This is a genomic window from Pseudomonas sp. YH-1 (genome assembly GCF_051990045.1).
GTDB lineage: Bacteria > Pseudomonadota > Gammaproteobacteria > Pseudomonadales > Pseudomonadaceae > Pseudomonas > Pseudomonas nicosulfuronedens.
On the sequence record NZ_CP178184.1, the window covers coordinates 2,864,347 to 2,887,534 of the forward strand.

24 protein-coding genes are annotated in these 23,188 nt (G+C 64.5%); 10 read left to right on the forward strand and 14 right to left on the reverse strand.

The annotated features are described in order from the left end of the window. Window positions 1-81: 81 nt before the first annotated feature. Together fdxA and mutS are read right to left on the reverse strand one after the other, a co-directional pair. Window positions 82-405, reverse strand: a complete 324-nt coding sequence (fdxA, locus tag ACKI1H_RS13390; protein ID WP_015476292.1) for a ferredoxin FdxA — start codon at window positions 403-405, stop codon at window positions 82-84. A 65-nt stretch (window positions 406-470) separates the two neighbouring features. Beyond that, window positions 471-3,044 carry a DNA mismatch repair protein MutS gene (mutS, locus tag ACKI1H_RS13395; protein WP_440468592.1) on the reverse strand — a complete coding sequence of 858 codons (2,574 nt, stop codon included), beginning with the start codon at window positions 3,042-3,044 and terminating at the stop codon, window positions 471-473. Between the two features lie 82 nt (window positions 3,045-3,126). Here mutS and ACKI1H_RS13400 point away from each other — a divergent pair, with 82 nt between their 5' ends. The 3 genes from ACKI1H_RS13400 (at window position 3,127) to recX (ending at window position 5,250) form a co-directional block, all read left to right on the forward strand. After that, window positions 3,127-3,639 (forward strand): CinA family protein, encoded by a 513-nt coding sequence (locus tag ACKI1H_RS13400; protein ID WP_440468593.1) that lies wholly within the window; start codon window positions 3,127-3,129, stop codon window positions 3,637-3,639. Between the two features lie 85 nt (window positions 3,640-3,724). Then, complete coding sequence (gene recA, locus ACKI1H_RS13405; RefSeq protein WP_138522660.1) at window positions 3,725-4,780, forward strand: recombinase RecA; 1,056 nt, start codon at window positions 3,725-3,727, stop codon at window positions 4,778-4,780. 5 nt (window positions 4,781-4,785) lie between these two features. Beyond that, window positions 4,786-5,250: a recombination regulator RecX gene (gene recX, locus ACKI1H_RS13410; protein WP_138522658.1), complete on the forward strand. Its 465-nt coding sequence runs from the start codon at window positions 4,786-4,788 to the stop codon at window positions 5,248-5,250. Window positions 5,251-5,314: 64 nt separating this feature from the next. On the opposite strand, the gene ACKI1H_RS13415 is transcribed toward recX, so the two are convergent. Together ACKI1H_RS13415 and ACKI1H_RS13420 are read right to left on the reverse strand one after the other, a co-directional pair. Further along, window positions 5,315-6,388: an LOG family protein gene (locus ACKI1H_RS13415; protein WP_440468594.1), complete on the reverse strand. Its 1,074-nt coding sequence runs from the start codon at window positions 6,386-6,388 to the stop codon at window positions 5,315-5,317. A 167-nt stretch (window positions 6,389-6,555) separates the two neighbouring features. Next, window positions 6,556-7,977, reverse strand: a complete 1,422-nt coding sequence (locus tag ACKI1H_RS13420) for an MBL fold metallo-hydrolase RNA specificity domain-containing protein (protein ID WP_045210036.1) — start codon at window positions 7,975-7,977, stop codon at window positions 6,556-6,558. 125 nt (window positions 7,978-8,102) lie between these two features. Between ACKI1H_RS13420 and ACKI1H_RS13425 the strand changes: the two genes are divergently transcribed. Beyond that, window positions 8,103-10,508 carry a xylulose 5-phosphate 3-epimerase gene (locus ACKI1H_RS13425; RefSeq protein ID WP_440468595.1) on the forward strand — a complete coding sequence of 802 codons (2,406 nt, stop codon included), beginning with the start codon at window positions 8,103-8,105 and terminating at the stop codon, window positions 10,506-10,508. A gap of 39 nt (window positions 10,509-10,547) precedes the next feature. Here ACKI1H_RS13425 and ACKI1H_RS13430 read toward each other — a convergent pair whose 3' ends face one another. Continuing rightward, the gene (locus ACKI1H_RS13430; RefSeq protein ID WP_138522650.1) at window positions 10,548-10,763 is read right to left on the reverse strand and encodes a DUF3820 family protein; all 216 of its coding nucleotides are present in this window, start codon (window positions 10,761-10,763) and stop codon (window positions 10,548-10,550) included. A 9-nt stretch (window positions 10,764-10,772) separates the two neighbouring features. Next, complete coding sequence (locus ACKI1H_RS13435) at window positions 10,773-11,180, reverse strand: quorum-sensing-regulated virulence factor family protein (RefSeq protein ID WP_017518004.1); 408 nt, start codon at window positions 11,178-11,180, stop codon at window positions 10,773-10,775. 299 nt (window positions 11,181-11,479) lie between these two features. On the opposite strand from ACKI1H_RS13435, the gene ACKI1H_RS13440 reads away from it, so the two are divergent. Then, window positions 11,480-12,196, forward strand: a complete 717-nt coding sequence (locus tag ACKI1H_RS13440; protein WP_440468596.1) for a tRNA-uridine aminocarboxypropyltransferase — start codon at window positions 11,480-11,482, stop codon at window positions 12,194-12,196. 163 nt (window positions 12,197-12,359) lie between these two features. On the opposite strand, the gene ACKI1H_RS13445 is transcribed toward ACKI1H_RS13440, so the two are convergent. Continuing rightward, window positions 12,360-13,244: a DMT family transporter gene (locus tag ACKI1H_RS13445; protein ID WP_138522648.1), complete on the reverse strand. Its 885-nt coding sequence runs from the start codon at window positions 13,242-13,244 to the stop codon at window positions 12,360-12,362. Between the two features lie 266 nt (window positions 13,245-13,510). Between ACKI1H_RS13445 and erdR the strand changes: the two genes are divergently transcribed. Together erdR and ACKI1H_RS13455 are read left to right on the forward strand one after the other, a co-directional pair. Continuing rightward, window positions 13,511-14,161: a response regulator transcription factor ErdR gene (gene erdR, locus ACKI1H_RS13450; RefSeq protein WP_440468597.1), complete on the forward strand. Its 651-nt coding sequence runs from the start codon at window positions 13,511-13,513 to the stop codon at window positions 14,159-14,161. 107 nt (window positions 14,162-14,268) lie between these two features. Then, window positions 14,269-14,640, forward strand: coding sequence for a diacylglycerol kinase (locus tag ACKI1H_RS13455; RefSeq protein WP_440468598.1), 372 nt, complete (start codon window positions 14,269-14,271; stop codon window positions 14,638-14,640). Between the two features lie 114 nt (window positions 14,641-14,754). On the opposite strand, the gene ACKI1H_RS13460 is transcribed toward ACKI1H_RS13455, so the two are convergent. Further along, window positions 14,755-15,681 (reverse strand): LysR family transcriptional regulator, encoded by a 927-nt coding sequence (locus ACKI1H_RS13460; protein ID WP_017517999.1) that lies wholly within the window; start codon window positions 15,679-15,681, stop codon window positions 14,755-14,757. 222 nt (window positions 15,682-15,903) lie between these two features. Between ACKI1H_RS13460 and fpr the strand changes: the two genes are divergently transcribed. Continuing rightward, entirely contained in the window at window positions 15,904-16,680 is a 777-nt protein-coding gene (gene fpr / locus ACKI1H_RS13465; protein WP_440468599.1) for a ferredoxin-NADP reductase, read from the forward strand. Between the two features lie 275 nt (window positions 16,681-16,955). Here fpr and ACKI1H_RS13470 read toward each other — a convergent pair whose 3' ends face one another. Continuing rightward, the gene (locus tag ACKI1H_RS13470; RefSeq protein WP_138522642.1) at window positions 16,956-17,369 is read right to left on the reverse strand and encodes a VOC family protein; all 414 of its coding nucleotides are present in this window, start codon (window positions 17,367-17,369) and stop codon (window positions 16,956-16,958) included. Between the two features lie 60 nt (window positions 17,370-17,429). On the opposite strand from ACKI1H_RS13470, the gene ACKI1H_RS13475 reads away from it, so the two are divergent. Further along, window positions 17,430-17,732 (forward strand): putative quinol monooxygenase, encoded by a 303-nt coding sequence (locus tag ACKI1H_RS13475; protein ID WP_081517928.1) that lies wholly within the window; start codon window positions 17,430-17,432, stop codon window positions 17,730-17,732. 8 nt (window positions 17,733-17,740) lie between these two features. On the opposite strand, the gene tsaA is transcribed toward ACKI1H_RS13475, so the two are convergent. After that, a complete protein-coding gene (gene tsaA / locus ACKI1H_RS13480; protein ID WP_440468600.1) occupies window positions 17,741-18,439 on the reverse strand; it encodes a tRNA (N6-threonylcarbamoyladenosine(37)-N6)-methyltransferase TrmO in 699 nt (232 codons plus the stop codon). Between the two features lie 48 nt (window positions 18,440-18,487). Then, window positions 18,488-19,261, reverse strand: a complete 774-nt coding sequence (locus ACKI1H_RS13485; protein WP_440468601.1) for an SDR family oxidoreductase — start codon at window positions 19,259-19,261, stop codon at window positions 18,488-18,490. Window positions 19,262-19,433: 172 nt separating this feature from the next. Here ACKI1H_RS13485 and ACKI1H_RS13490 point away from each other — a divergent pair, with 172 nt between their 5' ends. After that, window positions 19,434-21,017, forward strand: coding sequence for an ArnT family glycosyltransferase (locus ACKI1H_RS13490; protein WP_440468602.1), 1,584 nt, complete (start codon window positions 19,434-19,436; stop codon window positions 21,015-21,017). Here the strand turns inward: ACKI1H_RS13490 and ACKI1H_RS13495 are convergent. From ACKI1H_RS13495 to rimO, 3 genes are read right to left on the reverse strand one after another with little or no spacing between them, the layout of a single operon-like run. Next, the gene (locus ACKI1H_RS13495) at window positions 20,965-21,333 is read right to left on the reverse strand and encodes a DUF2784 domain-containing protein (protein ID WP_138522634.1); all 369 of its coding nucleotides are present in this window, start codon (window positions 21,331-21,333) and stop codon (window positions 20,965-20,967) included. The genes ACKI1H_RS13490 and ACKI1H_RS13495 overlap by 53 nt on opposite strands. A gap of 7 nt (window positions 21,334-21,340) precedes the next feature. Beyond that, entirely contained in the window at window positions 21,341-21,802 is a 462-nt protein-coding gene (locus ACKI1H_RS13500; protein WP_138522632.1) for a DUF1456 family protein, read from the reverse strand. A gap of 49 nt (window positions 21,803-21,851) precedes the next feature. Beyond that, a complete protein-coding gene (gene rimO, locus ACKI1H_RS13505) occupies window positions 21,852-23,174 on the reverse strand; it encodes a 30S ribosomal protein S12 methylthiotransferase RimO (RefSeq protein WP_138522630.1) in 1,323 nt (440 codons plus the stop codon). Between the last annotated feature and the right edge of the window lie 14 nt (window positions 23,175-23,188).

Below are 23,188 nucleotides of genomic sequence, written 5' to 3' on the forward strand. Positions count from 1 at the left end.
TTTGCCCGCGAAAAAGTGAAGCCCCAGATGCAGAAAGGCCCGCACTAGGCGGGCCTTTTCTATTTCTGGAGGTGCTGAAGATCAGCGCTCCAGGTACTGCATCTTGTTCGGCTTGCCGTCCCACTCTTCGGCGTCCGGCAGGGAGTCCTTCTTCTCGGTGATGTTCGGCCATACATCGGCCAGATCCTTGTTCAGCTCGATGAACTCCTGCATGCCATCCGGGACCTCGTCCTCGGAGAAGATCGCCTGTGCCGGGCACTCCGGTTCGCACAGGGCGCAGTCGATGCACTCATCCGGGTGGATGACCAGGAAGTTCGGGCCTTCGTAGAAGCAGTCCACCGGGCATACTTCCACGCAGTCGGTGTATTTGCACTTGATGCAGTTGTCGGTGACGACGAAGGTCATTTCTAATTTTCTCCTCAGGCGGGCGGCTAAGCGCGCGCGATTCTAGCAGCTTGTCCAGCGGTCCGTCAGACCCGCATCTTCCATGCATATAACAATTCGAGAGCTTGACGCGGAGTCAGGTCGTCGGGGCTGACACGCATCAGCTCTTCGACGATCGGGTGCGGCAGGCTGGCGAACAGGTCGCTTTGCAGTGGCGCCGGGCTTTTCGGGTCGGTCGAGCGCGGTGCTTCGTGGGGCAGACTGGTGGTTTCCAGGCGCGACAGATGCTCGCGGGCGCGCTGAATGACCGCACCTGGTACCCCCGCCAATTGTGCGACCGCCAAGCCATAGCTCTGGCTGGCCGGGCCGGGGAGCACGTGGTGCAGGAACACGATGCGCTCGTTGTGTTCGGTGGCATTCAGGTGGACGTTGGATACCGCCGGCTCGCTTTCGGGCAGCACGGTCAGCTCGAAATAGTGAGTCGCGAACAGGGTAAAGGCACGCAGTTTGGCCAGGTGTTCGGCTGCGGACCAGGCCAGAGACAGACCGTCGAAGGTGCTGGTGCCGCGTCCCACTTCGTCCATCAGCACCAGGCTGCGGTCGCTGGCGTTGTGCAGGATATTCGCGGTTTCGCTCATCTCCACCATGAAGGTGGAGCGGCCGCCGGCGAGGTCGTCGGAGGAGCCGATCCGGGTGAAGATGCGATCCACCAGCGACAGTTCACAGCGCGCGGCCGGGACGAAACTGCCGATGTGCGCAAGTAGCACGATCAGTGCCGTTTGCCGCATATAGGTCGATTTACCGCCCATGTTAGGGCCGGTAATCACCAGCATGCGGGTGTCTTCGTCGAGGTTCAGGTCGTTGGCGACGAATGGCGTATCCAGTACCTGCTCGACTACCGGATGGCGGCCTTGCTCGATAAGAATGCCCGACTCTTCGACGAAGCGCGGGCGGTTCAGGTCGAGGTTCAGCGCGCGCTCAGCGAGGTTGGACAGCACGTCCAGCTCGGCCAGGGCGGCTGCGGTGTCCTGCAGCGGCGCCAATTGGCCGATCAGCAGCTCCAGCAGCTCTTCGTACAGCTGCTTCTCACGAGCCAGGGCCCGGCTCTGGGCCGACAACGCCTTGTCTTCGAAGGCCTTCAGTTCCGGCGTGATGAAGCGTTCGGCGCCCTTCAGGGTCTGGCGGCGGATGTAATCGGCTGGAGCCTGTTCAGCCTGCACGCGCGGCAACTCGATGTAGTAGCCATGGATGCGGTTGTAGCCGACCTTCAGGTTCGGCAGGCCGGTGCGGGCCTTTTCGCGAGTCTCCAGGTCCATCAGGTACTGGCCGGCGTTCTCGCTGAGCATCTGCAGTTCGTCCAGCTCGGCGTCGTAGCCACGGGCAATGACGCCGCCATCGCGAATCACTGCGGGCGGATTCTCGATCACGGCGCGTGCCAGCAGGTCAGCCAGTTCCGGGTAGGTGCGGATGCTGGTGGCCAGTTCGCCCAGGTGCGGGGCCTCCAGCTCGGTCATGCCATTCTGCAGTTCCGGCAGGGCGGCAAGAGCATCGCGCAGGCGGGCGAGGTCGCGCGGGCGGGCATTGCGCAGGCCGATTCGGGCAAGGATTCGTTCGACGTCACCGATTTCCTTCAGCTGCGGCTGAAGAATTTCGAAGCGATAGCGCTCCAGCAGGCAGGCGATGGAGTCCTGGCGGGCTTCGAGTACAGCGCGGTCACGCAGCGGGCGGTTCAGCCAGCGGGTCAGCAGGCGGCTACCCATGGCGGTCTGGCAACGGTCGACTACCGACTGCAGCGTGTTGTCGCGGCCACCGGCGAGGTTGGTGTCCAGCTCCAGGTTGCGACGGCTTGCACCATCGAGGATCACGGTGTCGTCGATACGCTCGTGACGCAGGCTGCGCAGGTGCGGCAAGGCAGTGCGCTGGGTTTCCTTGGCATAGGTCAGCAGGCAGCCCGCGGCGCCAATGGCCAGGGTCAGTTCCTGGCAGCCGAAGCCCTTGAGGTCCTGCACGCCGAACTGCTGGCACAGTCCCTTTTTTGCCGAGTCGCGATCGAAGTCCCAGGGCGCACGGCGGTGCGCGCCACGGCGTTTCTCCGCTGGCAGGCCCTGGGGCCAGTCGTCGGGGATCAGCAGCTCGGCGGGATTCAGGCGCTCCAGCTCGGCCAGCAGGGTTTCCCAGCCTTTTATTTCCTGGACGTTGAAGCGACCACTGGTGATATCCAGCACGGCCAGACCGAAAAGGCGTTCGTCGCCCAGTACGGCGGCGATCAGGTTGTCGCGACGCTCGTCGAGCAGCGCTTCGTCGCTGACGGTGCCGGGAGTAAGGATGCGCACGACCTGGCGTTCCACCGGGCCCTTGCTGGTAGCCGGGTCGCCGATCTGTTCGCAGATCACCACCGATTCGCCGAGCTTCACCAGCTTGGCCAGGTAGCCTTCGGCGGAGTGGAAGGGAATGCCGGCCATGGGGATGGAGTTGCCGGCGGACTGGCCCCGAGCGGTCAGTGTGATGTCCAGCAGCTTGGCGGCCTTCTTGGCGTCCTCGTAGAACAGCTCGTAGAAGTCGCCCATGCGGTAGAACATCAGTTGGTCCGGGTGCTGGTTCTTCAGTCGCCAGTATTGCTGCATCATCGGTGTGTGGGCGGAGAGATCGCTCTGACTCATGGCTTCTGGCTGTCCGGCTTCAACATGCAAAAGCGCCTAGTGTACGGTATCCGCCTGGCCTTCTTTAACCCCGGAGCGCACTGTGCCCGTCACCGATTCCTTTATTACCGAACTCTCGGCCCGAGTTGGCGCGCGTCTCGCCACCAACCAACTGCGCGTTACCACAGCTGAATCCTGCACCGGTGGTGGCATTGCTGAAGCGATCACGCGTATCCCCGGCAGCTCCGCCTGGTTCGAGGCGGGCTACGTCACTTATTCCAACAACCAGAAGAGCCGTCAGCTGGATGTGCCAGCCGAGTTGTTCACGCAAGTCGGTGCGGTGAGTCGGGAAGTGGTCGAGGCCATGGTCACCGGTGCCTTGCCGCGTAGTGGGGCGGATATTGCCGTGGCGGTGAGCGGAATCGCCGGGCCGGATGGCGGTTCTGCCGAGAAGCCAGTAGGCACTGTCTGGCTGGCCTGGAGGAAGGGCGATCAGGTGTTCAGCGAACGCCGTCTGTATGCCGGTGATCGGGAAGCTGTACGCCGGCAGACCGTGGCGACCGCTCTGGAAGGGCTGTTGCGACTGGCGGACGGGGAAAATCCGATTCAGGGGTAGGCGAGCGGCTTGCCCTGTGGAATAATACTGTCTACTTATACAGTTGTTCGTGGCCGCCCGGCCGCCTGACTTCGCGAGGACTTCAATGGACGACAACAAGAAGCGCGCCCTGGCCGCGGCCCTGGGACAGATCGAACGCCAATTCGGCAAAGGCGCGGTCATGCGCATGGGCGACCATGAGCGCCAGGCAATCCCCGCCATCTCCACCGGCTCGCTGGGTCTGGACATCGCACTGGGCATCGGCGGCCTGCCGCGTGGCCGTATTGTCGAGATCTATGGCCCTGAGTCCTCGGGCAAGACCACGCTGACCCTGTCGGTCATCGCCCAGGCGCAGAAAATCGGCGCCACCTGCGCCTTCGTCGACGCCGAACACGCCCTGGACCCGGACTACGCCGGCAAGCTGGGCGTCAACGTGGACGACCTGCTGGTTTCCCAGCCGGACACCGGCGAACAGGCCCTGGAAATCACCGACATGCTGGTGCGCTCCAATGCCGTTGACGTGATCATCGTCGACTCCGTGGCAGCCCTGGTGCCCAAGGCCGAAATCGAAGGCGAGATGGGCGATCAGCACGTCGGCCTGCAGGCCCGTCTGATGTCCCAGGCGCTGCGCAAGATCACCGGCAACATCAAGAACGCCAACTGCCTGGTCATCTTCATCAACCAGATCCGTATGAAGATCGGCGTGATGTTCGGCAACCCGGAAACCACCACCGGTGGTAACGCGCTGAAGTTCTATTCCTCTGTCCGTCTTGACATCCGCCGCACCGGCGCGGTGAAGGAAGGCGACGAGGTGGTCGGTAGCGAAACCCGCGTCAAGGTCGTGAAGAACAAGGTCGCTCCGCCGTTCCGCCAGGCCGAATTCCAGATCATGTACGGCCGCGGCATCTACCGCACCGGCGAGATCATCGACCTGGGCGTACAGCTGGGCCTGATCGAGAAGTCCGGCGCCTGGTACAGCTACCAGGGCAGCAAGATCGGCCAGGGCAAGGCGAACGCCGCCAAGTTCCTGGAAGACAACACCGAGATCTGCAACACCCTCGACAAGGCTATCCGCGAGCAACTGCTGACCAACCAGACGCCGCCGACCAAGGCCGAGCTCGCCGCGGCGGAAGCCGAAGCGGAAGCTGAAGCCGACTACTGATAGCGATGACCGCCGAGCTTGATAACCCCGTCGCGGTACGACGGGTCGCCATGGACCTGCTGGCAAGACGCGAGCATGGCCGGGCGGAGCTCTCGCGCAAGCTGCGGCAACGCGGCGCCACGCAGGACCTGATCGACCCCGCCCTCGACCGTCTGGCCGAGGAGGGGCTGCTCAACGAAAGCCGCTACCTGGAAAGCTACATCGCCAGCCGTGCGCGAGCTGGTTATGGTCCGGTACGGATTCGCGAGGAGCTGTCGCAGCGGGGGTTGCCCCGTGGCGAAATCGATGGTGCGCTGAGTGAGTCGGATGTCGACTGGAACGAAAACCTGCGTGAGGTCTGGCGCCGCAAGTTTGCCCGGCTGCCGCAGGATGCCCGCGAGCGAGCCCAGCAGGGCAGGTTCTTGAGCTATCGGGGCTATTCGATGGAAGCCATCAGTCGGCTTCTGAGCGGTCGACGATCAGATGATTGAATAAAAGAAGGCACCCAACCGGGTGCCTTCTTTGTTTCCGTGCTCTGGAAAAAAGCTCTGGAAATCAGCGCTCCCAGTTCTCCGGCTGGTTGATGAAATTCAGCAGTTCCCGCAGGCGCCCCTGATCACGGCCGTTGAAGGCAAAAGCCAGGCGGGTCAGGTGGGCGAATTCCGGTTCGTCCAGTTCCGATTCGCTGTAGGGCTGCTGGTGGAAACCGCCGGTGACGCACAGGCCGCCGAATTCGCGCTCCAGCAACTGCAGCGCGCGCACGCTCAGCGGGTGGTTCAGGCGAATCACGAAGCGATCCTTGAGCCAGCGGCTGGAGTGGAAGTTGCTGTAGAACTGGGCGATCTCCTCGGCGGCTTCCTCGGCGGTATGCACCAGCGTCATCAGGTTCATGTCGCTGGGCAGGATGTAGCCGTTGTCTTCCAGTTGTTCCTTGATGAATTCGAGGGCGTGATCCCAATAGTGCCCGCCCGGCTGGTCGAGCAGGACCACCGGGACCAGCGGGCTCTTGCCTGTCTGTATTAGGGTCAGCACTTCCAACGCTTCGTCCAGCGTCCCGAAGCCGCCGGGGCAGAGCACCAGGGCATCGGCTTCCTTGACGAAGAACAGCTTGCGCAGGAAGAAGAAGTGGAAGGACAGCAGGTTGCTGGTGCCGTCCACGGTGCGGTTGGCGTGTTGCTCGAACGGCAGGGTGATATTGAAGCCGAGGCTGTTTTCCAGCCCTGCGCCTTCGTGGGCCGCGGCCATGATGCCGCCGCCGGCGCCGGTGATGACCATCAGGTCGTAGCGGGCCAGGGTTTCTCCCAGCTCGCGGGCCAGCGCGTAGACCGGGTGGTTGGCCGGCGTGCGGGCTGAGCCGAACACCGTGACTTTGCGGCGACGCTTGAACTGCTCCAGGGTGCTGAAGGCGTGCTCCATCTCGCGCAGGGTCTGCAGCATGATCTTGGCGTCCCAGCGATTGCGGTCGGCCTGGGCCATGCGCGCGACGGTGGTGAGCATCTCGCGGTACAGAGGGAGGTTCTGGCTGTTGCCGGGAGCAGCCAGTTCGGCCAGCTCCTCGATTTTCTGCGCAAGGTCGGTGCCGCTGGTCTGGAAGTGTCTGGAGAGGTAGTCGTCGGGCTCATAGGGCATGTTGATACTCCTTGTTCATCAACCCCTGATCGCCTGTCCATGGGCGGCGCCGGCCATGCACGGTGGCTCTGGCTGTGACGCAATGGTGCTTCGCCGCACGCACAGGGTTCAGCAGGAGGCCTGCCGAGTCTGGCACGCGGGGTGTGACAGTCGGTGAGGCCCCGATTTCAGATGGCGATCCGGTCTCCGGGCTCCGGAATGTTGGCCGTCCAGTTCAGGCGATCCTGGAGTGCACCCTTGAGTACATCCATCTTTTCCCGCTCGCCATGTATCAGGTATAGCTCGGGTTTGTTCTCGAAGTGGCCAACCCACTGAATTAATTGTGATTGTCCCGCGTGAGCGGAGAACCCGCCGAGGGTATGGATCTGAGCTTTCACGCTGATCCGCTGGCGCAGGATTCGCACCGTCTCCGCACCGTCGACGATGGCGCGGCCCAACGTTCCCTTGGCCTGGAAGCCGGGGAATACGATGTGGCACTCCTCGCGCCAAAGGTTGTGCTTGAGGTGGTGGACGATCCGCCCGCCAGTGCACATGCCGCTGCCGGCGATGATGATGGCGCCGCTCTTGATGCGGTTCAGCGCCATCGATTCATCCGCGCTCTGGGTGGTGCGCAGGATCGGCAGCCACTCGCCGACCTTGGCCGTGCCGGTGCCACGCATGTACTCGCGGTCGACATCGGCGATCTCGCCGATATGCTGCAGGTAGATATTGTTGGCTCGCGCCGCCATCGGGCTGTCGAGGTAGACGACCTGCTGCGGCAGGCGACCCTCCTGGTAGAAGCGCCCGAGGTAGTAGATCAGGTCCTGGGTGCGGCCCACGGCGAACGACGGGATCAGGACATTGCCACCCTCGTTCTGCGCGCGCTGGAGGATGCCGGCGAGCTCCAGCAGGGTTTCGTTGGCGTCGCGGTGGTCGCGGTCGCCGTAGGTGGACTCCAGCAACACCACGTCGGCGCGGGTCAGCGGTGTCGGCGTGCGCATCAGCGGTGAGCAGGTGCTGCCCAGGTCGCCGGAGAACACCAAGCGGCGGGTCGAGCCGAACTCATGGATTTCCAGTTCGACGATGGCCGAGCCGAGGATGTGCCCGGCGTTGTGGAAGGTCACGCGGATGCCGCGCGCCACGTCCACGGTGCTGCCATAGCTGACGCGGCGGCGCTGGTTCAGTGCCCGGGAAGCATCTTCGACGGTATACAGCGGCTTCACCGGAGGCTTGCCCAGGCGCGAGCGCCATTTGTTCTCCCACTCGGCGTCCTTCTCCTGGAGGTGCGCCGAGTCCATCAGCATCAGCTCCAGCAGATCGCAGCAGGATTCGGTGGCGTAGATCGGGCCCTTGTAGCCTTCCTTCGCCAGGCGCGGCAACAACCCGCTGTGGTCGAGGTGGGCGTGGGAGAGGACGACGGCGTCGAGTTCCTTCGGGTCGAAGGGGAAGGGTGTGCGGTTGGTCGCCTCGTTGTCGCGGGTGCCCTTGTTGCCGCTGCGCCCCTGGCGCATCCCGCATTCGAGCAGTACGCGGACGCCGTCGCGGGTTTCCAGCAGGTAGCAGGAACCGGTGACTTCCTGGATCGCGCCGATGAAGGTGAGAAGCGCCATGTCGTCTCCTTGTCGGAATTCTCTTTCAGCCTTGCTCGATTGGTCGGGGCGCTCGTTGATACATGTCAGCGCCCGTCCGATCTGTGGCGACCTAGACTTTCCGTCATAGCCAAGGGAGAGCCGATATGTCACAGATCCTGCCAAGCCCCGAGGAGCTTGCCGCCCATGCGGCAGCCGAGCCGGAATATGCCCGCTGGCTGCGAGGCCGTGGTCCGCTTCAGCATAGCGTGCAGACCCAGGCGGCGGTCTTTCGTGTCGCTCATCAATTGGTCCAGTACGGCCTGCAGCCTGATCTGGCCAGTGTCTATCGGCTATTCAGCGCGTTGGACCGCCTGACCTGTGCCGGCCTCTGGCTGGTGGCGCACATGACCTACGCCAGGCGCGTCCGCCTCGACGGTGCCCCCTTGCAGGCCGAGGATTTCAAGGCGCAGCCCGAAGGTCATACCGGCGGTGCGCTGAACATGGTGCCGGCCTATGCCGGTTACCTCGCCCTGAATGCCCTGAGTGGCAAGACCCGCGGCTGGCTGATGGGGCAGGGGCACTGTGTGGCGGCGATCGACGCACTCAATGTGCTCACCGGTAACCTGCATCCGGAGCAGGCCGCGGCCTACGGGAACGGCGAGGCCGGGCTGGACCGACTGGTGCAGGATTTCTACAGCTATGCGCAGAAGCCGGACGGCAAGGTCGCCGCTCCGTTGGGCAGTCACGTCAATCCGCATACCGCCGGAGGCATTGCCGAAGGCGGCTATCTTGGTTTTGCCGAGCTGATGTATGCGCATATGCCGCTGCCGGGCGAGACGCTGGTGGCCTTCCTCTCCGACGGTGCCGCCGAGGAGCAGCGCGGCAGCGACTGGATCCCCCGCTGGTGGCGTGCCGAGGACTGCGGCACGGCGCTGCCGGTGATGATCGCCAACGGCCGGCGCATCGAGCAGCGTACCGATCTGGGCACTCACGAAGGGCTGGAAGGTTTCAAGCTGCACTTGCAGCGTTGCGGCTTCGATCCCATCAGCTTCGATGGACGCGATCCGGCGGCTTTCGTCTGCGCCCTCTGGGAGATGGAAGAGCGCCTGCAACACCGCCTCGACGAGAAGGAGCGCGGCATCCTGCGTTATCCGCTGCCGATTCCCTATGGCATTGCCGAGACGACCAAGGGCTACGGCTTCTACGGTGCCGGCAGTAATGCCGCGCACAACCTGCCGTTGCCGGGCAACCCCAGCGTGGACGCCGAGGCGCTCGATCTTTTCAATCAGCATGCGGCGCCGTTGTGGGTGGAGCCGGAGGAGCTCGCCGAAGCCTGCGGCCTGTTCTTGGCGTCGCACAGCGGCCGGGTGCTGGAGCGGGACAATCCACTGGCTGTGCGTCGGCCTATCGAGCCTTCGATTCCGCCGCTGCATTACCGCAACGACGAATGCTCGCCCATGGCCGCGCTGGATCGTTTCTATGTCGATCTGTGCGCCGCCAACCCGGACCTGCGTGCTCGCGTCGGCAACCCGGACGAGCTGGCGAGCAATCGCCTGGGCGGCGTGCTCAAGGCGCTGCGGCACCGGGTGAGCGAGCCGGAAAGCGATCTGGAGGCCGTCGATGGTCGGATCATCACTGCGCTCAACGAGGAAGCGGTGGTTTCCGCCTGTCTGGCCAACCAGGGCGGATTGAACCTGGTGGCCAGCTACGAAGCTTTCTGCGTGAAAATGCTCGGCGCGGTGCGCCAGACACTGATATTCGCCCGCCAGCAGAAGGAGGCCGGGCGCCCGGCGGGCTGGCTCGGCTGGCCGCTGGTGGCGACTTCGCATACCTGGGAGAACGGCAAGAACCAGCAGTCGCACCAGGACACCACCTTCTGCGAAGCGCTGCTGGGCGAGATGAGCGACATGGTGCGGGTGGTCTTCCCGGCTGACCACAACAGCCACCTGGCTTTGCTGCCGGACATCTACCGCAGTCGCGGGCAACTGGCCTGCGTCGTGGCGCCCAAGCGTGACCGTCCGGCAGTGTTCAACCAGGCCCAGGCGGAACAGCTGGCCCGCGATGGCGCGATCCTGATGGATGAACACCCCGGCAACGAACCGCTGCTGCTGATTGCCAATGGCAGCTACCAACTGGCCGAGATGCGTCGCGCCGCGTTGCGGCTGGAGGAGGCCGGATACCCCTATCGGCTGGTCTATCTGCAGGAACCGGGGCGCTTCCGCGCGCCGCGTGACAACTGGGAGTTGCAGGCGCTGACGGATGAATCCATCGCCATGCGGCTGTTCCCCGATCACTACGAGCGCCGTGTGCTGCTCACTCACATGCGCCCGGAAGTGGCGCGGGGGCACCTCTGGCCGATCCTGCCGGATGCCTTGAAAACGGCGGTGCTTGGCTATCGCAACCAGGGCGGTACGCTGGACGAGGCGGGCATGCTATTCGCCAACCGTTGCAGCTGGGCCCACGTGCTGGCGGCCTGTGCGCGTTTGCTGGATGTTCCGCGCAGCGCCTTGCTGGCGCCGGACGAAGCGGCGGCAGTGGCGGGCAGGGAAAACCCGTTCGTGCTGCGCTGACGAGCGCTCGCGCAACCGCCGCAGGGCGGTTGCGCGGCCTCAGTGCTTGAGCGCTTTGATCAGGTCGTCGAGACCATCGATCTTCAGTTCCAGGGTCAGTTGCATCAGCCGCCCCAGTTCGCCGGCCGGAAACTGCCCCTTCTTGTGGAACCACAGCAGGTACTCGTCAGGCAGGTCGACCAGCATGCGGCCCTGGTACTTGCCGAAGGGCATCGGCGTGCGCGCGATCTTCAGCAGCATTTCCTTGTCGAGCATGGACGCGGCTTACTTCTTCAGCTTGATCTTGCAGCTGCCAGCATCGAAGCGCTCGGTGGCGACCGGAGCGTTGGTCTTGTACTCGGTGAAGCTGTAGGTGAGGATCGCGCCCTCGGCCAGCAACTGGCGGTAGGCGGTGTTGCTGCAGACGCTGTCGCCCAGCTGGCTGCGCACGCTGTCGGGGTTCTCGCGCATGCGTTCGGCATGGCTGGCGCGCACACTCAGGTGGTTGATCAACTGGGGGCCGTCGACGGTGTAGCCCTGGTCGAGGATGTCCTCGTTGATGGCGCGCGGGGTGCCTTCGCTGCTTTCCTTGGCGACCTTTTCCAGGGTCTGGGTCAGTTCGAAGTCCTTCTTCGACGCGGCGTGCGCGACGGGAATGACGAGGCAGAGGGCGAGGGCGGTGAGGCGCAGCATGGGCATCTCCTGACAATGGTGCCGATTCGACCGTGGCGAGCCTTCCGGGTTCGCGGGTCATTACAGCCGCCTATTGTCCCTTAAAACGACCTGCCTGCCGAGATTCGATTGCCGCAGGCCGCTGTCCGGCCCGCAGGGTCGCCAAATGGGTCAAGGAAGAGGCGGGTTCGCCGAGCCTATCGACGGTCGGCTGTGCGAGGGGGCGGACCATGGCTCTGGTACAATCGGCGGTCCGCAACCGTCGTCCCGTTCGAGCCTTCGATGTCCCGTCCGCTTTTCCTCATCCCGGTGGCTGCAGCATGAGCCACGCCGTCGCCCGCCTTCGCGATGAACGCCTGGCCCGCTGCATCAAACCGTTCTTCGCCCGTGGCTCGCGCTCGCCGCGCTGTCCCGGCTGCCGTTTGCGGCCGAACTACTGCATGTGCAGCCTGCGCCCGCAGGTCGAGTCCAATTCGGCGATGTGTCTGGTGATGTTCGACACCGAACCGCTCAAGCCCAGCAACACCGGCTGGCTGATCGCAGAAACCGTACCCGAGACTTGGGCCTTCGGCTGGTCGCGCATCGAGGTCGCCCCGGCGCTGCTGGCGCTGCTCGATGACCCGCAGTGGCAGCCGTACGTGGTGTTCCCTGGTGAGTTCGTCCAGCCCGAGCGCGTGGTGACCACGGTGGAGCCGCAGGACGGCAAGCGCCCGCTGTTCATCCTGCTCGACGCCACCTGGAACGAAGCGCGCAAGATGTTCCGCAAGAGCCCTTACCTGGATCGCTTTCCAGTATTGAGCATCACCCCCGATGCGCTGTCGCGCTATCGCCTGCGCCGCTCCAAGTTCGATGAGCACCTGTGCACCGCCGAGGTTGCCGCGCTTTGCCTCGGGCTGGCCGGCGACCGTCGTGCGGGGGATGCGCTGGATGCTTACCTGGACGTGTTCAGCGAGCGCTACCTGGGCTCCAAGCGCCAGCAGCCGCTGGATGAGCAGAGCCCGGCGCATCAGGCGTTGAGGCCGTTTACCGAGCGCTAGATCGGCCCTTCATCGCATGCATGTTTCTGATTTTCAGAGCGGGCGCCGAGGTGTGCGGTTCGCGAGCGAGCTCGCTCCTACGAAGAGCGCTTGTGCCGCCGAATCCCCAGCCTGTAGGAGCGAGCTGGCTCGCGAACAGTCTCGCTCCGTTGTGCAGTAGAGATCAGACCGCCTTCACCTCGGCCTTCTTCGGCCAAAGCTGCGCCACCAGCATGCCGGCGAGCATCAGCGCGCAGCCGAAATAACCACGCACATGCAGGGTCTCGTTGAGGAACAGTGCGCCGGCGATGGCGGCGAACACGGCCTCCAGAGAGAGGATGATCGCCGCGTGGGAGGCAATGGCGTGTTTCTGCGCGATGACCTGCAGGGTGAAGCCGGTGGCAACGCCGAACAGGCCACCGTAGATCAGCGCGGGGCCGGCCTGGATGATGGCGTCGAGGCGGATCTCTTCGAACACCAGCGCGAGAATCATGCTTACCACCGCACAGGTCGCGAACTGCAGGAAGGCCAGTCGGATCGGGTCATAGCGGCTGGCAAAAAGCCCCACCAGCAGCACGTGGCCGCCCCAGACGAAGGCGCCGGTCAGTTGCAGCCAGTCGCCGGAAGCGACGTGGAAGCCCGGGCCGATGCTCAGCATCGCCATGCCGGTCACGGCCAGTGCGCAGCCCAGCCAGGTTCCCATGCCGGCACGATGGCCGATGAGCAGGCCGAGCAGCGGCACGATGATCACGTACAGGCCGGTGATGAAGCCGGAGTTGGTCACGCTGGTGAACATCAGGCCGACCTGTTGCAGGTTGATCCCCACGGTCAGTGCGGTACCGATGGCCAGGCCTGCCAGCAGCAGGCCGCGGTTGAACGGCTGGGCGCCACGCTTGCTCGACCAGGCCAGCAGGGGCAGCAGTGCCACGGCGCCGAGGGTGAAGCGCAGGCCGGTATAGAGGAAGGGACCGATGGCATCCATCCCGAGGCGTTGCGCGACGAAGGAGACCCCCCAGATCATCGCGGTGAACAGCATCAGGAAATCGGCGCGCAGCGCATGGCTTTTCATCTTGTTCTCGTAACGGGCAGGAAAAAAAGCGGAACTCTGCCGTAACGCCGGGCCTTTGGAAAGGGGAGGAGGTTCCCGGCGGGCACAGTGGCAGGGGCTTTCAGGCCACGGTGTAAGTACCGTCCGGCGATGTATTCGCGGCGGACAGCGGATGTGGTCTTTGCGTACAATGCGACAAGTAGTGCTCTATCCGTGCTCCGACCTTTCGTGCGCAAGTCTGGCTGTTATCCGCGGCAGGACTTCGGCGCGGCCTTCAAGGAAAATTCATGGCTTCCTACGAGATCCTGATCGCTGACGATCACCCGCTGTTCCGCAGTGCCCTGCACCAGGCCCTGACCATTGGTCTTGGCCCCGAGGCGCGACTGTCGGAGGCAGCGAGTATCGCGGAGCTGGAGACGCGCCTGAACCAGAAGGCCGACTGGGACCTGGTGCTGTTGGACCTGAACATGCCTGGCGCTTATGGCTTCTCCGGCCTGGTGCTGCTGCGCGGGCAGTACCCGCAGATTCCGGTGGTGATGGTCTCGGCCCAGGAAGATGCCGCCGTGGTGCAGCGCTCCCGTGAGTTCGGCGCCAGCGGGTTCATTCCCAAGTCCAGTGAACTGAGTGTGCTGCAGCAGGCCGTGCGCTCGGTGCTCGATGGCGATGTCTGGTGGCCGCCGCAGGTGGACGCCGTGACCGAGATGAGCGAGGACGTTCGCGCTGCCAGCGCCGGTCTGGCCAGCCTCACTCCGCAACAGTTCCGCGTGCTGACCATGGTCTGCGAAGGCCTGCTGAACAAGCAGATCGCCTTCGAGCTGAGCGTTTCCGAAGCCACGGTGAAGGCGCATGTCACCGCGATCTTCCGCAAGCTGAATGTGCGCACCCGCACCCAGGCGGCACTGCTGCTGGCGCAGATGGAGTCGGTACCGGGGAACTGAGGTCGTCACATTCCGGCTGGGGAACCGTCACATTCTGTAATGGCCTTGACTCCTTTTTGACGATCGCTGGTATAGAGTGCCGCGACCTTTGCCTGTGAGAACCCCACGTGTCCGCCTCCCCCTTCAAGGGCCAGACCGGCCTGAAACGCATCTTCAACGCCGCCGGCTACTCCCTGGCCGGCTTCGCCGCCGCCTTCAAAGGTGAAGCGGCCTTCCGCCAGCTGGTTCTGATCAACGTGGTCCTGATCCCGCTGTCGTTCTTCTGTGACGTCACTCGTGGCGAGCGCGCGCTGATGATCGCCGTGTGCCTGCTGGCGCTGATCGTCGAGCTGCTCAACTCCGCCATCGAGGCGGTGGTCGACCGGGTTTCCCTGGAGCGCCACCCGCTGTCGAAGAACGCCAAGGACATGGGTAGCGCCGCCCAATTCGTGGCGCTGACCATCATCACCGTGACCTGGGCAGGCATTCTGCTGGGCTGACAGGGTCGCCCGCAGGAGCGGGGCTTCTCTGCGAAATCCCGGCGCAACCGGGACCATCTGAGCCGGCCTGCCGGCCTGATCGCGGATAAGATCCGCTCCTACAAGAAGCGCCGTTCAGGGAATCATCGGCAGGACGATGTCGTCGCTGCGCGTTACCCCGGCGGTTTCGCTGCGGCACAGCTCCAGGAACTCGCGCATGGTCGCGGTCTGGTACTTCTGCCGGTGCCAGATGAAGTAGAACTGCCGGCGCAGGTCCAGGTCCGGCGTTTCCACCGGCACCAGGCTGCCACGGCGGAAGGCGTCGCGCAGCGCCAGGCGCGAGATGCAGCCGATCCCCAGTCCCGATTCCACCGCGCGCTTGATCGCCTCGGTGTGTTCCAGTTCCAGCCGCACGTTCAGTGGTTCAACGTGGTGGCGCATGGCCTGGTCGAAGGTCAGCCGCGTACCTGAGCCCTGCTCCCGCAGGATCCACGCTTCCTCCGTCAGCCGCTCCAGGCTCGCGCGGCCTTCACGGGCGAGCGGGTGCTGTGGCGCGCAGAACACTACCAGTTCGTCTTCCATCCACGGCTGCACTTCGATGTCGGGGTGCTGGCAGTCGCCTTCGATCAGCCCCAGGTCCAGCTCGTAGTGCGCTACACGCTGTACCACGTGGGCGGTGTTGTGCACGTGCAGGCGCACCCGGCAGTCGGGCTGGCGCTGCATGAAGGTGCCGATCAGCAGAGTCGCCAGGTAGTTGCCGATGGTCAGGGTGGCGCCCAGGTCCAGCGAGCCGAAGGCGCTCTTGCCATTGAGCATGTTCTCGATCTCGCTGCCGCGGTCGAGCAGGGCCACTGCCTGGGGCAGCAATTGGCGGCCGAGGGCGTTGAGGGTCAGGCGCTTGCCGGAGCGATCGAACAGTTTGCAGTCGAACTGCCGCTCCAGCTCGCCCAGCGCGGTGCTGGTGGCCGACTGCGACATGGACAGCGCTTCCGCGGCGCGGGAGACGCTTTCCTGCTGGGCGACGGCGACGAAGACTTCGAGCTGGCGCAGGGTGAACTTCATTCAGAGGGGCTCCGGAGAGGGCTGCGCGACATTTCGTCACCCCGGCGTAGGAAGGGCCTGACGGTATCCTTTCGCGGCGACGTAGCGGCCTTATCTGCGTTTTGGATTAGCAATATCCAGATAATTTATTTTGCGGATATTGTCGCCGCCTATAAAATGTCGCGCAATTGCGCTACGTCCGGGATCTGCTGGGGTGCGCCACGTTTCTCCTAGGAGTCCTTGATGAGCAACCTGTACACCGAGCGCGTTCTCAGCGTGCACCACTGGAACGCCACCCTCTTCAGCTTCAAGACCACCCGTAACCCGGGTCTGCGCTTCAAGACCGGTCAATTCGTGATGATCGGCCTGGAAGTCAACGGTCGTCCGCTGATGCGCGCGTACAGCATCGCCAGCCCGAACTACGAAGAGCACCTGGAGTTCTTCAGCATCAAGGTCCCGGACGGTCCGCTGACTTCGCGTCTGCAGCACCTGAAGGAAGGCGACGAGCTGATGGTCAGCCGCAAGCCGACCGGCACCCTGGTGCTGGACGACCTCAAGCCCGGCAAGCATCTGTACCTGCTCAGCACCGGCACCGGCATGGCGCCGTTCCTGTCGGTCATCCAGGACCCGGAAGTCTACGAGCGCTTCGAGAAGGTCATCCTGGTCCACGGCGTACGCTGGGTCAGCGAGCTGGCCTACGCGGACTTCATCACCAAGGTCCTGCCGGAGCATGAGTACTTCGGCGACATGGTGAAAGAGAAGCTGATCTATTGCCCGCTGGTGACTCGCGAAGAGTTCCATAGCATGGGCCGTCAGACCGACCTGATGCGCAGCGGCAAGCTGTTCGCCGACATCGGCCTGCCGCCGATGAACCCGCAGGACGACCGCGCGATGATCTGCGGCAGCCCGAGCATGCTCGACGAGACCAGCGAAGTGCTGAACAGCTTTGGCCTGCAGATTTCCCCGCGCATGGGTGAGCCGGGTGATTACCTGATCGAGCGTGCCTTCGTCGAGAAGTAAGCCGCGCTGTCGGATCGAAGAAACGCCGCGATTCCATGGGATCGCGGCGTTTTTTATGGCCCACATTCCAGCGCTGACGGCAGGGCTTTTCGTAGGAGCGAGCTTGCTCGCGAACAACTCCGCTGTGAGGCCGGTTCGCGAGCAAGCTCGCTCCTACAAGACCAAGGGCCCCTAACCCTGGCTGCGCGCCCCGCTCAGCGGGAGAGGGGATCGTTCGGTGCAGGGCGAAGCCTTGGCGTCAGCCTGCACGGCCTGCTCAGCAACAAAGTGTTCCTTTAGGCCAACTTCTGCCCCGAAACCGCCGGGTGATACAGCGGCTGCACCTTGTTCCCCGCCGGGTCCAGCAGGTGGAAGCTGCGCGCGCCGTCGCCATGGTCGAAGGGGCGGTCCAGCAGCGTCACGCCGCGCGCCTTGAAGTACTGGTACCAGGCATCAAGCTCCTCCACGCTGTCCACCACGAAGCCATAGTGATCCAGGGTCTGCAGGCCGTTCGCCGCGCCGAAGCCTCGTCCCAGCGAAAGGTTGTCGTTGCCGCAGGTGAGATACACCAGGTCTTCGTTGGCACGGTTGAGGACTTCCATGCCGAGCACGTCGACATAGAAGCGCTCGCACTCTTCGAGGTTCGGTACCAGCAGGGCGAGGTGGCGCAGGCCGTTGAGGCGGCCGGGGCGGGCAGGGAGATCGGACATGGACGCGGTTCCTTTTTTGTATACAATTCGGTTTCAAATTTAAAACAAAAGGAACGCCCTGTGTACAGTCTGTTCATCAAGACCCGCGTGAAACCCGGCAGCGCCGAAGACTTCCTCCATGCCATCAAGGCCAATGCCGCCGCTTCCGTGTCCAGCGAGCCCGGCTGTCTGGTCTTCGATGTGTCCCAGGATCGCCTTGATCCGGACGTGATCTACCTCTACGAGATCTACCGCGACGATGCGGCTTATGAGGCGCACACACAAACCGCACACTTCCGCGACAGCCGCCCGTTGGTGGAGCCGCTGATCCTCGAGCAGGAGTGCTTCGAAAGCGACGTGATCGCCCTCAATCCGGTGGACTGACGCGGGTTTCAGTTGGCGGCGCGTTGCACATCCAGCACGCGGATTTCGCCATCGGCAGGGTAGTGCCAGTGCACGTCCAGGTCCCACAGGCGTACGCCGTAGCGGCGCTCGGGCGGCGGCTTCTGGTACGCCGGGCGCGGGTCCTGGGCGAGGCATTGCTCGATCAGCTCGCGCACCGGTTGGCGCAGGCGCAGGCCATGTTCATGGGCCTGGCGAAGGGCTTCGTCGCTCCAGTGCACAGCAATGGGGGCGGGCGGTGTGTCGGCGATGGCGTTGCGGGCATCCGCGACTATGTCGGCATAGGGAACGTAGGGTTTGATGTCGATGACCGGGGTGCCGTCCAGCAGGTCGATGCCGGACAGCCAGAGTCGGCCGGGCTCGACCTTCTCCAGCTTCACCACCGATTGGCCGAGGCCGTTGGGCCGGTGGGTGGCGCGAGTGGCGAATACACCCATCGACTGGTTGCCGCCCAGGCGCGGCGGGCGCACCTTCAGTCGTGGCTTGTCTTCCAGTGCCTGATGGAAGAGGAAGATCAGCCAGACGTGGCTGACCTGTTCCAGTCCTTCTACCGCGTCGCCAGTGTCGAATGGCGGCAGCAGTTCCAGCACGCCGGTCGCGGCCGGAGCCAGTTGCGGCTGGCGCGGGATGGCGAACTTCTCCTTGAAGCAGGAGCGGACGTGGCCGATGGGCGAGACGGTGTGGGACATGGCGGCACAAGCGGTTGCAGGGGCCGCCATGGTACCCGATTACGCGCTTCAGCCCAGGTGGAAGCCGCCGTCGATGGGGATGATGTTGCCCGTCATGTAGGCACCGGCGGCGCTCGCCAGACTGATCGCCAGGGCGGACATCTCTTCCTCGCGGCCCCAGCGGCGCATGGGGATGACGGCGGTGTCCTCGGCCATGGCCTGCTCGTCGTTGGCGATGTGGCGGGTCATCTTGCTGGGGAAGCGGCCGGGGGCGATGACGTTGACGTTGATGTGGTCCTTCACCAGTTCGCGGGCGAGCATGCGCGACAGTTGATGCAGCGCGGCCTTGCTTGGGCCGTAGGCGTAGGCGTTCTCGCCGTGGGAGGTGACGCCGGCCACCGAACCGATGTTGATCACCCGCGCCGGGCTCTGCGCGTTGCCGCCTTTCTTCAGCAGCGGCAGCAGCTGCTGGATGCAGCTGAACACGGCAGTGACGTTGAGCTGCATGACCTTCTCCCAGCCCGAGGCCGGGTAGCTTTCCAGTGGTGCGCCCCAGGTGGTGCCGGCGTTGTTCACCAGGATGTCGAGGTGGTCCAGGCGTTCGGCGAGATCGGCGGCCAGTACGCAGGCGCCTTCTTCGGTGGCGAGGTTGGCCGGCAGGCCGATGCATTCGCCGTACTGCGACAGTTCCGCAGCAGTGTCGGCGCAGGCAGCGCCATCGCGGGCACAGATGATGACTTTCGCGCCGGCTTCGAGCAGGCCCTGGGCGATCATCCGGCCAATGCCACGGGTGCCGCCGGTGACCAGTGCGGTCTTGCCTGCGAGGGAAAAGTACGGGTGCATGAGCCTCTCCTGGCTGGGTTTTCGCCTCACCCTAGCGGGATCGTCGGGGCGCTCCGAGCACTATCCAGTTGGCAAATGGATGCGCATTACGTGATGGCTGCATTTTCTTAACCTGCGCATAACCATCGCTGCCCTAGTGTCCGCGCACATTCGAGAGGCCGGGGGCCGGGTGATGCAGGGTTGGAGCAGAGATCGCAAGGCGCTGGTGCTGCTGATGGTTGGCACGCTGGTGCTGTTGATGACCGGGTTGTGGGCCCGCGAAGTCTGGGGGCCGGAGGTGCGTTGGGCGGACATCTCGCTGCAGATGCTGCAGTCTGGCGACTACTTCGACCCCTACCTGCGCGGCGCGCCGTATTACGACAAGCCGCTGCTGTCCTACTGGTTGATCACCGCGCCGGCCAGCTTGTTCGGTCTCAACCACTGGACGCTGCGCCTGAGCACCGTGCTGGCTGGATTGGGCAGCGTCTGGCTGACCTGGTGGCTGGGCGAGCGCCTGTTGCGCAAGGGCACCGGTCTGCTGGCCGGCTGGCTGCTGGCGACCACCTTCTATTTCCTGTTCTGGGCGCGGGTGGCGACGGCCGACATGCTCACGGTCTTCGGTGTGCTGGCGGCGCTGGCCTGGTACTGGCGTGATCCGGAAGACACGCGTTTGCGCAGCTACCTGGGTTTCTTCCTGATCCTGTCGTTGACCTCGCTGTGCAAGGGGCTGATCGGCTTCGTCCTGCCGGGGCTGGTGCTGCTGCCGCACCTGCTCGGCGAGGGACGCTGGCGCCGGCACCTGAACCTGCGGCTGGTGGCTGCGCTGGTGGTGGCTAGCGCGGCCTACGCGATCCCCTTCGTGCTGTCGCACTTCTATGGCCAGCCCAGCTATGGCGAGAGCGGGCTGGCGCTGGTGTTCCGCGAGAACGTGGTGCGTTTCTTCCAGCCCTTCGACCATGAAGGGCCAATCTATACCTACCTGCTGTACCTGCCGGCCTACACGTTGCCCTGGGCACCGCTGTGGATGCTTGGCCTGTGGTTCGCGGTGCGCCGTTGGAAGCAATTGGAGCCCAATGCGCGCTGGCTGGTCTGGGCGCTGGTGCTGCTGTTCGCGTTCTTCACCGCCAGCGGTGGCCGGCGCAGCTATTACGTGTTGCCACTGGTGCCGTTTGCCCAGTTGCTGGCGGCCTGGTGGGTGGTCGAATCCCGACATGAGCGCGGGCTCGCAGGGCTGGGACGTGTCTGGCCAAGGGTGGTGGGAGCAGGGGCGGTGTTGATGCTGCTGGTGGTGGGCATCGCTTATCCGTGGAGCAATGGTGGCGGCGGGATTCCGGTCTTCGCCAAAGAGGTGCGCGCCGCAGCGGAGCAGACCGCGCCCTGGTCGCAATGGCGGGTATTGATCCTCGGGGATGATGATGCGCGCCTGCCGATGTACCTGGAGCAGCGCGGCGAACGGCAGGCGCATCCGTTCCTCTATGTCCACTCCGGTTATCCACAGGGCGACAGCGCCGCACTGTTTGCCTGGCTGCGCCAGAGTACCGGTGAGGAGTGGGACCCGGCGCGTACCCTGATCCTTTCCCAGGTCACGCACCAAGGAGAGCAGCCGCTGAACTGGCTGACGGCGGATCACCGGCTGATCGAGTCGAGGCTCAACAATGGCCAGCGCCTGGGGCACTCGAAGAATCAGGAGGCGAGCCTGGCCTACTTGCCCGTGGGCAAGCCGCTCAGCGCGAACGCAACGCCCGGTGCAGCAGAAGCAGGTACGGCGGCAGATTGACCGCTACCACCACGAGGCCGAGGACGACCTGGGTCGCCTCGGTCAGGCCGGCTGGGTAGATCAGCGGGATCAGGTAGTGCTCGATGAAGCCGCCGTCATAGCCGTGGTCGCCGGCCAGGGCGCGGAAGTGGTTTTCCAGCGGGGTGAGCGGGCAGTAGAGGTGGAGGAACTCCACCGCCATGCCCCAGGCCGCTGCTGGCACATGCAGCCAGGCCAGGCGCGGCCAGCGCAGCACCAGCAGGCCGCCGAGCATCACGAAGAGGATGAACCCCAGGTGCAGCAGGACGACGGCGTCGGCGGCGAGGCGGTAGAGCACGACGGCCTCAGCGCTGCTGGCGCTGGGTCAGGCCCTTGAGGAAGTTGCGCAGCAACTGGTCGCCGCAGGGCCGGTAGTTGTTGTGGCCGGGCTTGCGGAACAGGGCGCCCAGTTCCGTCTTGGTGACGATGAAGCCGACGCTGTCGAGGATCGCGAGGATGTCGTCGTCGCGCAGCTCGAAGGCGACGCGCAGCTTCTTCAAGGTGATGTTGTTGGTCAGCGGCAGTTCCACCGGCGGCAGCGGTCGCGACTCATCGCGGCCACGGCGGTGCACGATCAGGCCGTCGAGGAAATGCGCCAGCACGCGGTCGCTGCAGGGCTTGAAGTCCGGCTCGTCATCGCGGGCGAGGAAGGCGCCGATTTCCTCGGCGCTGACGTTGAAGCCGGCCAGCGCGGTGATCTCGGCCACCTGCGCGTCGCGGATGTCCAGCAGGTAGCGCAGGCTGCGCAGTACGTCGTTGTTGGTCATGTTCGTTCCATTGAAATGAAAAGCCCCGCTTCGGCGGGGCTTTTGCGGATCAGACCAGTTCGGCCCAGAGGTCGTACTCGTCGGCGTCGGTGATGCGCACGCGCACCTTGTCACCCGGCTTCACGTCGAAGCTGTCGACATACACCGCGCCGTCGATCTCCGGGGCGTCGGCGTAGGAGCGGCCCACGGCGCCTTCGTCGTCGACTTCGTCGATCAGGACTTCGATTTCCTTGCCGATCTTCAGTTGCAGGCGCGCGGCGGAAATCGCCTGCTGGTGCGCCATGAAGCGTTCCCAGCGGTCCTGCTTGACGTCATCGGGGACGATGTCCAGGCCCAGGTCGTTGGCCGGGGCGCCTTCCACCGGGGAGTACTGGAAGCAGCCGACGCGGTCGAGCTGGGCTTCGGTCAGCCAGTCGAGCAGGTACTGGAAGTCTTCCTCGGTTTCGCCGGGGAAGCCGACGATGAAGGTGGAGCGGATGGTCAGCTCGGGGCAGATCTCGCGCCACTTCTTGATGCGCGCCAGGGTCTTGTCCTCAAAGGCGGGGCGCTTCATGGACTTCAGCACTTTCGGGCTGGCGTGCTGGAAGGGGATGTCCAGGTAGGGCAGCAGCTTGCCCTCGGCCATCAGCGGGATCACGTCGTCGACGTTGGGGTACGGGTAGACGTAGTGCAGGCGCACCCACACGCCCATGGAGGAGAGCGCCTGGCACAGCTCCAGCATGCGGGTCTTCACCGGCTGGCCGTCCCAGAAGTCCATCTTGTACTTCAGGTCCACGCCGTAGGCGCTGGTGTCCTGGGAGATGACCAGCAACTCCTTCACGCCGGCTTTCACCAGGCGCTGGGCTTCGCTGAGCACGTCACCCACCGGGCGGCTGACCAGCTTGCCGCGCATGGACGGGATGATGCAGAAGCTGCAGCTGTGGTTGCAGCCTTCGGAAATCTTCAGGTAGGCGTAGTGACGCGGGGTCAGCTTGATGCCCTGCGGCGGCACCAGGTCGATCAGCGGGTTGTGCTCGGCCTTGGGCGGGATCACCTCGTGGACAGCATTGACCACCTGCTCATACTGCTGCGGGCCGGTCACGGCCAGCACGCTGGGGTGCACGTCACGAATGCTGTCTTCGGCGACGCCCATGCAGCCGGTGACGATCACCTTGCCGTTCTCGGCGATGGCTTCGCCGATGGCGTCCAGGGACTCGGCCTTGGCGCTGTCGATGAAGCCGCAGGTGTTCACCACCACCACGTCTGCGTCCTGGTAGGTGGGGACGATTTCGTACCCTTCCATGCGCAGCTGGGTGAGGATGCGTTCGGAGTCGACGGTCGCTTTCGGGCATCCGAGCGAGACGAATCCGACTTTGGGTGTGGCGGTGGACATGTGCGGCTAACCTC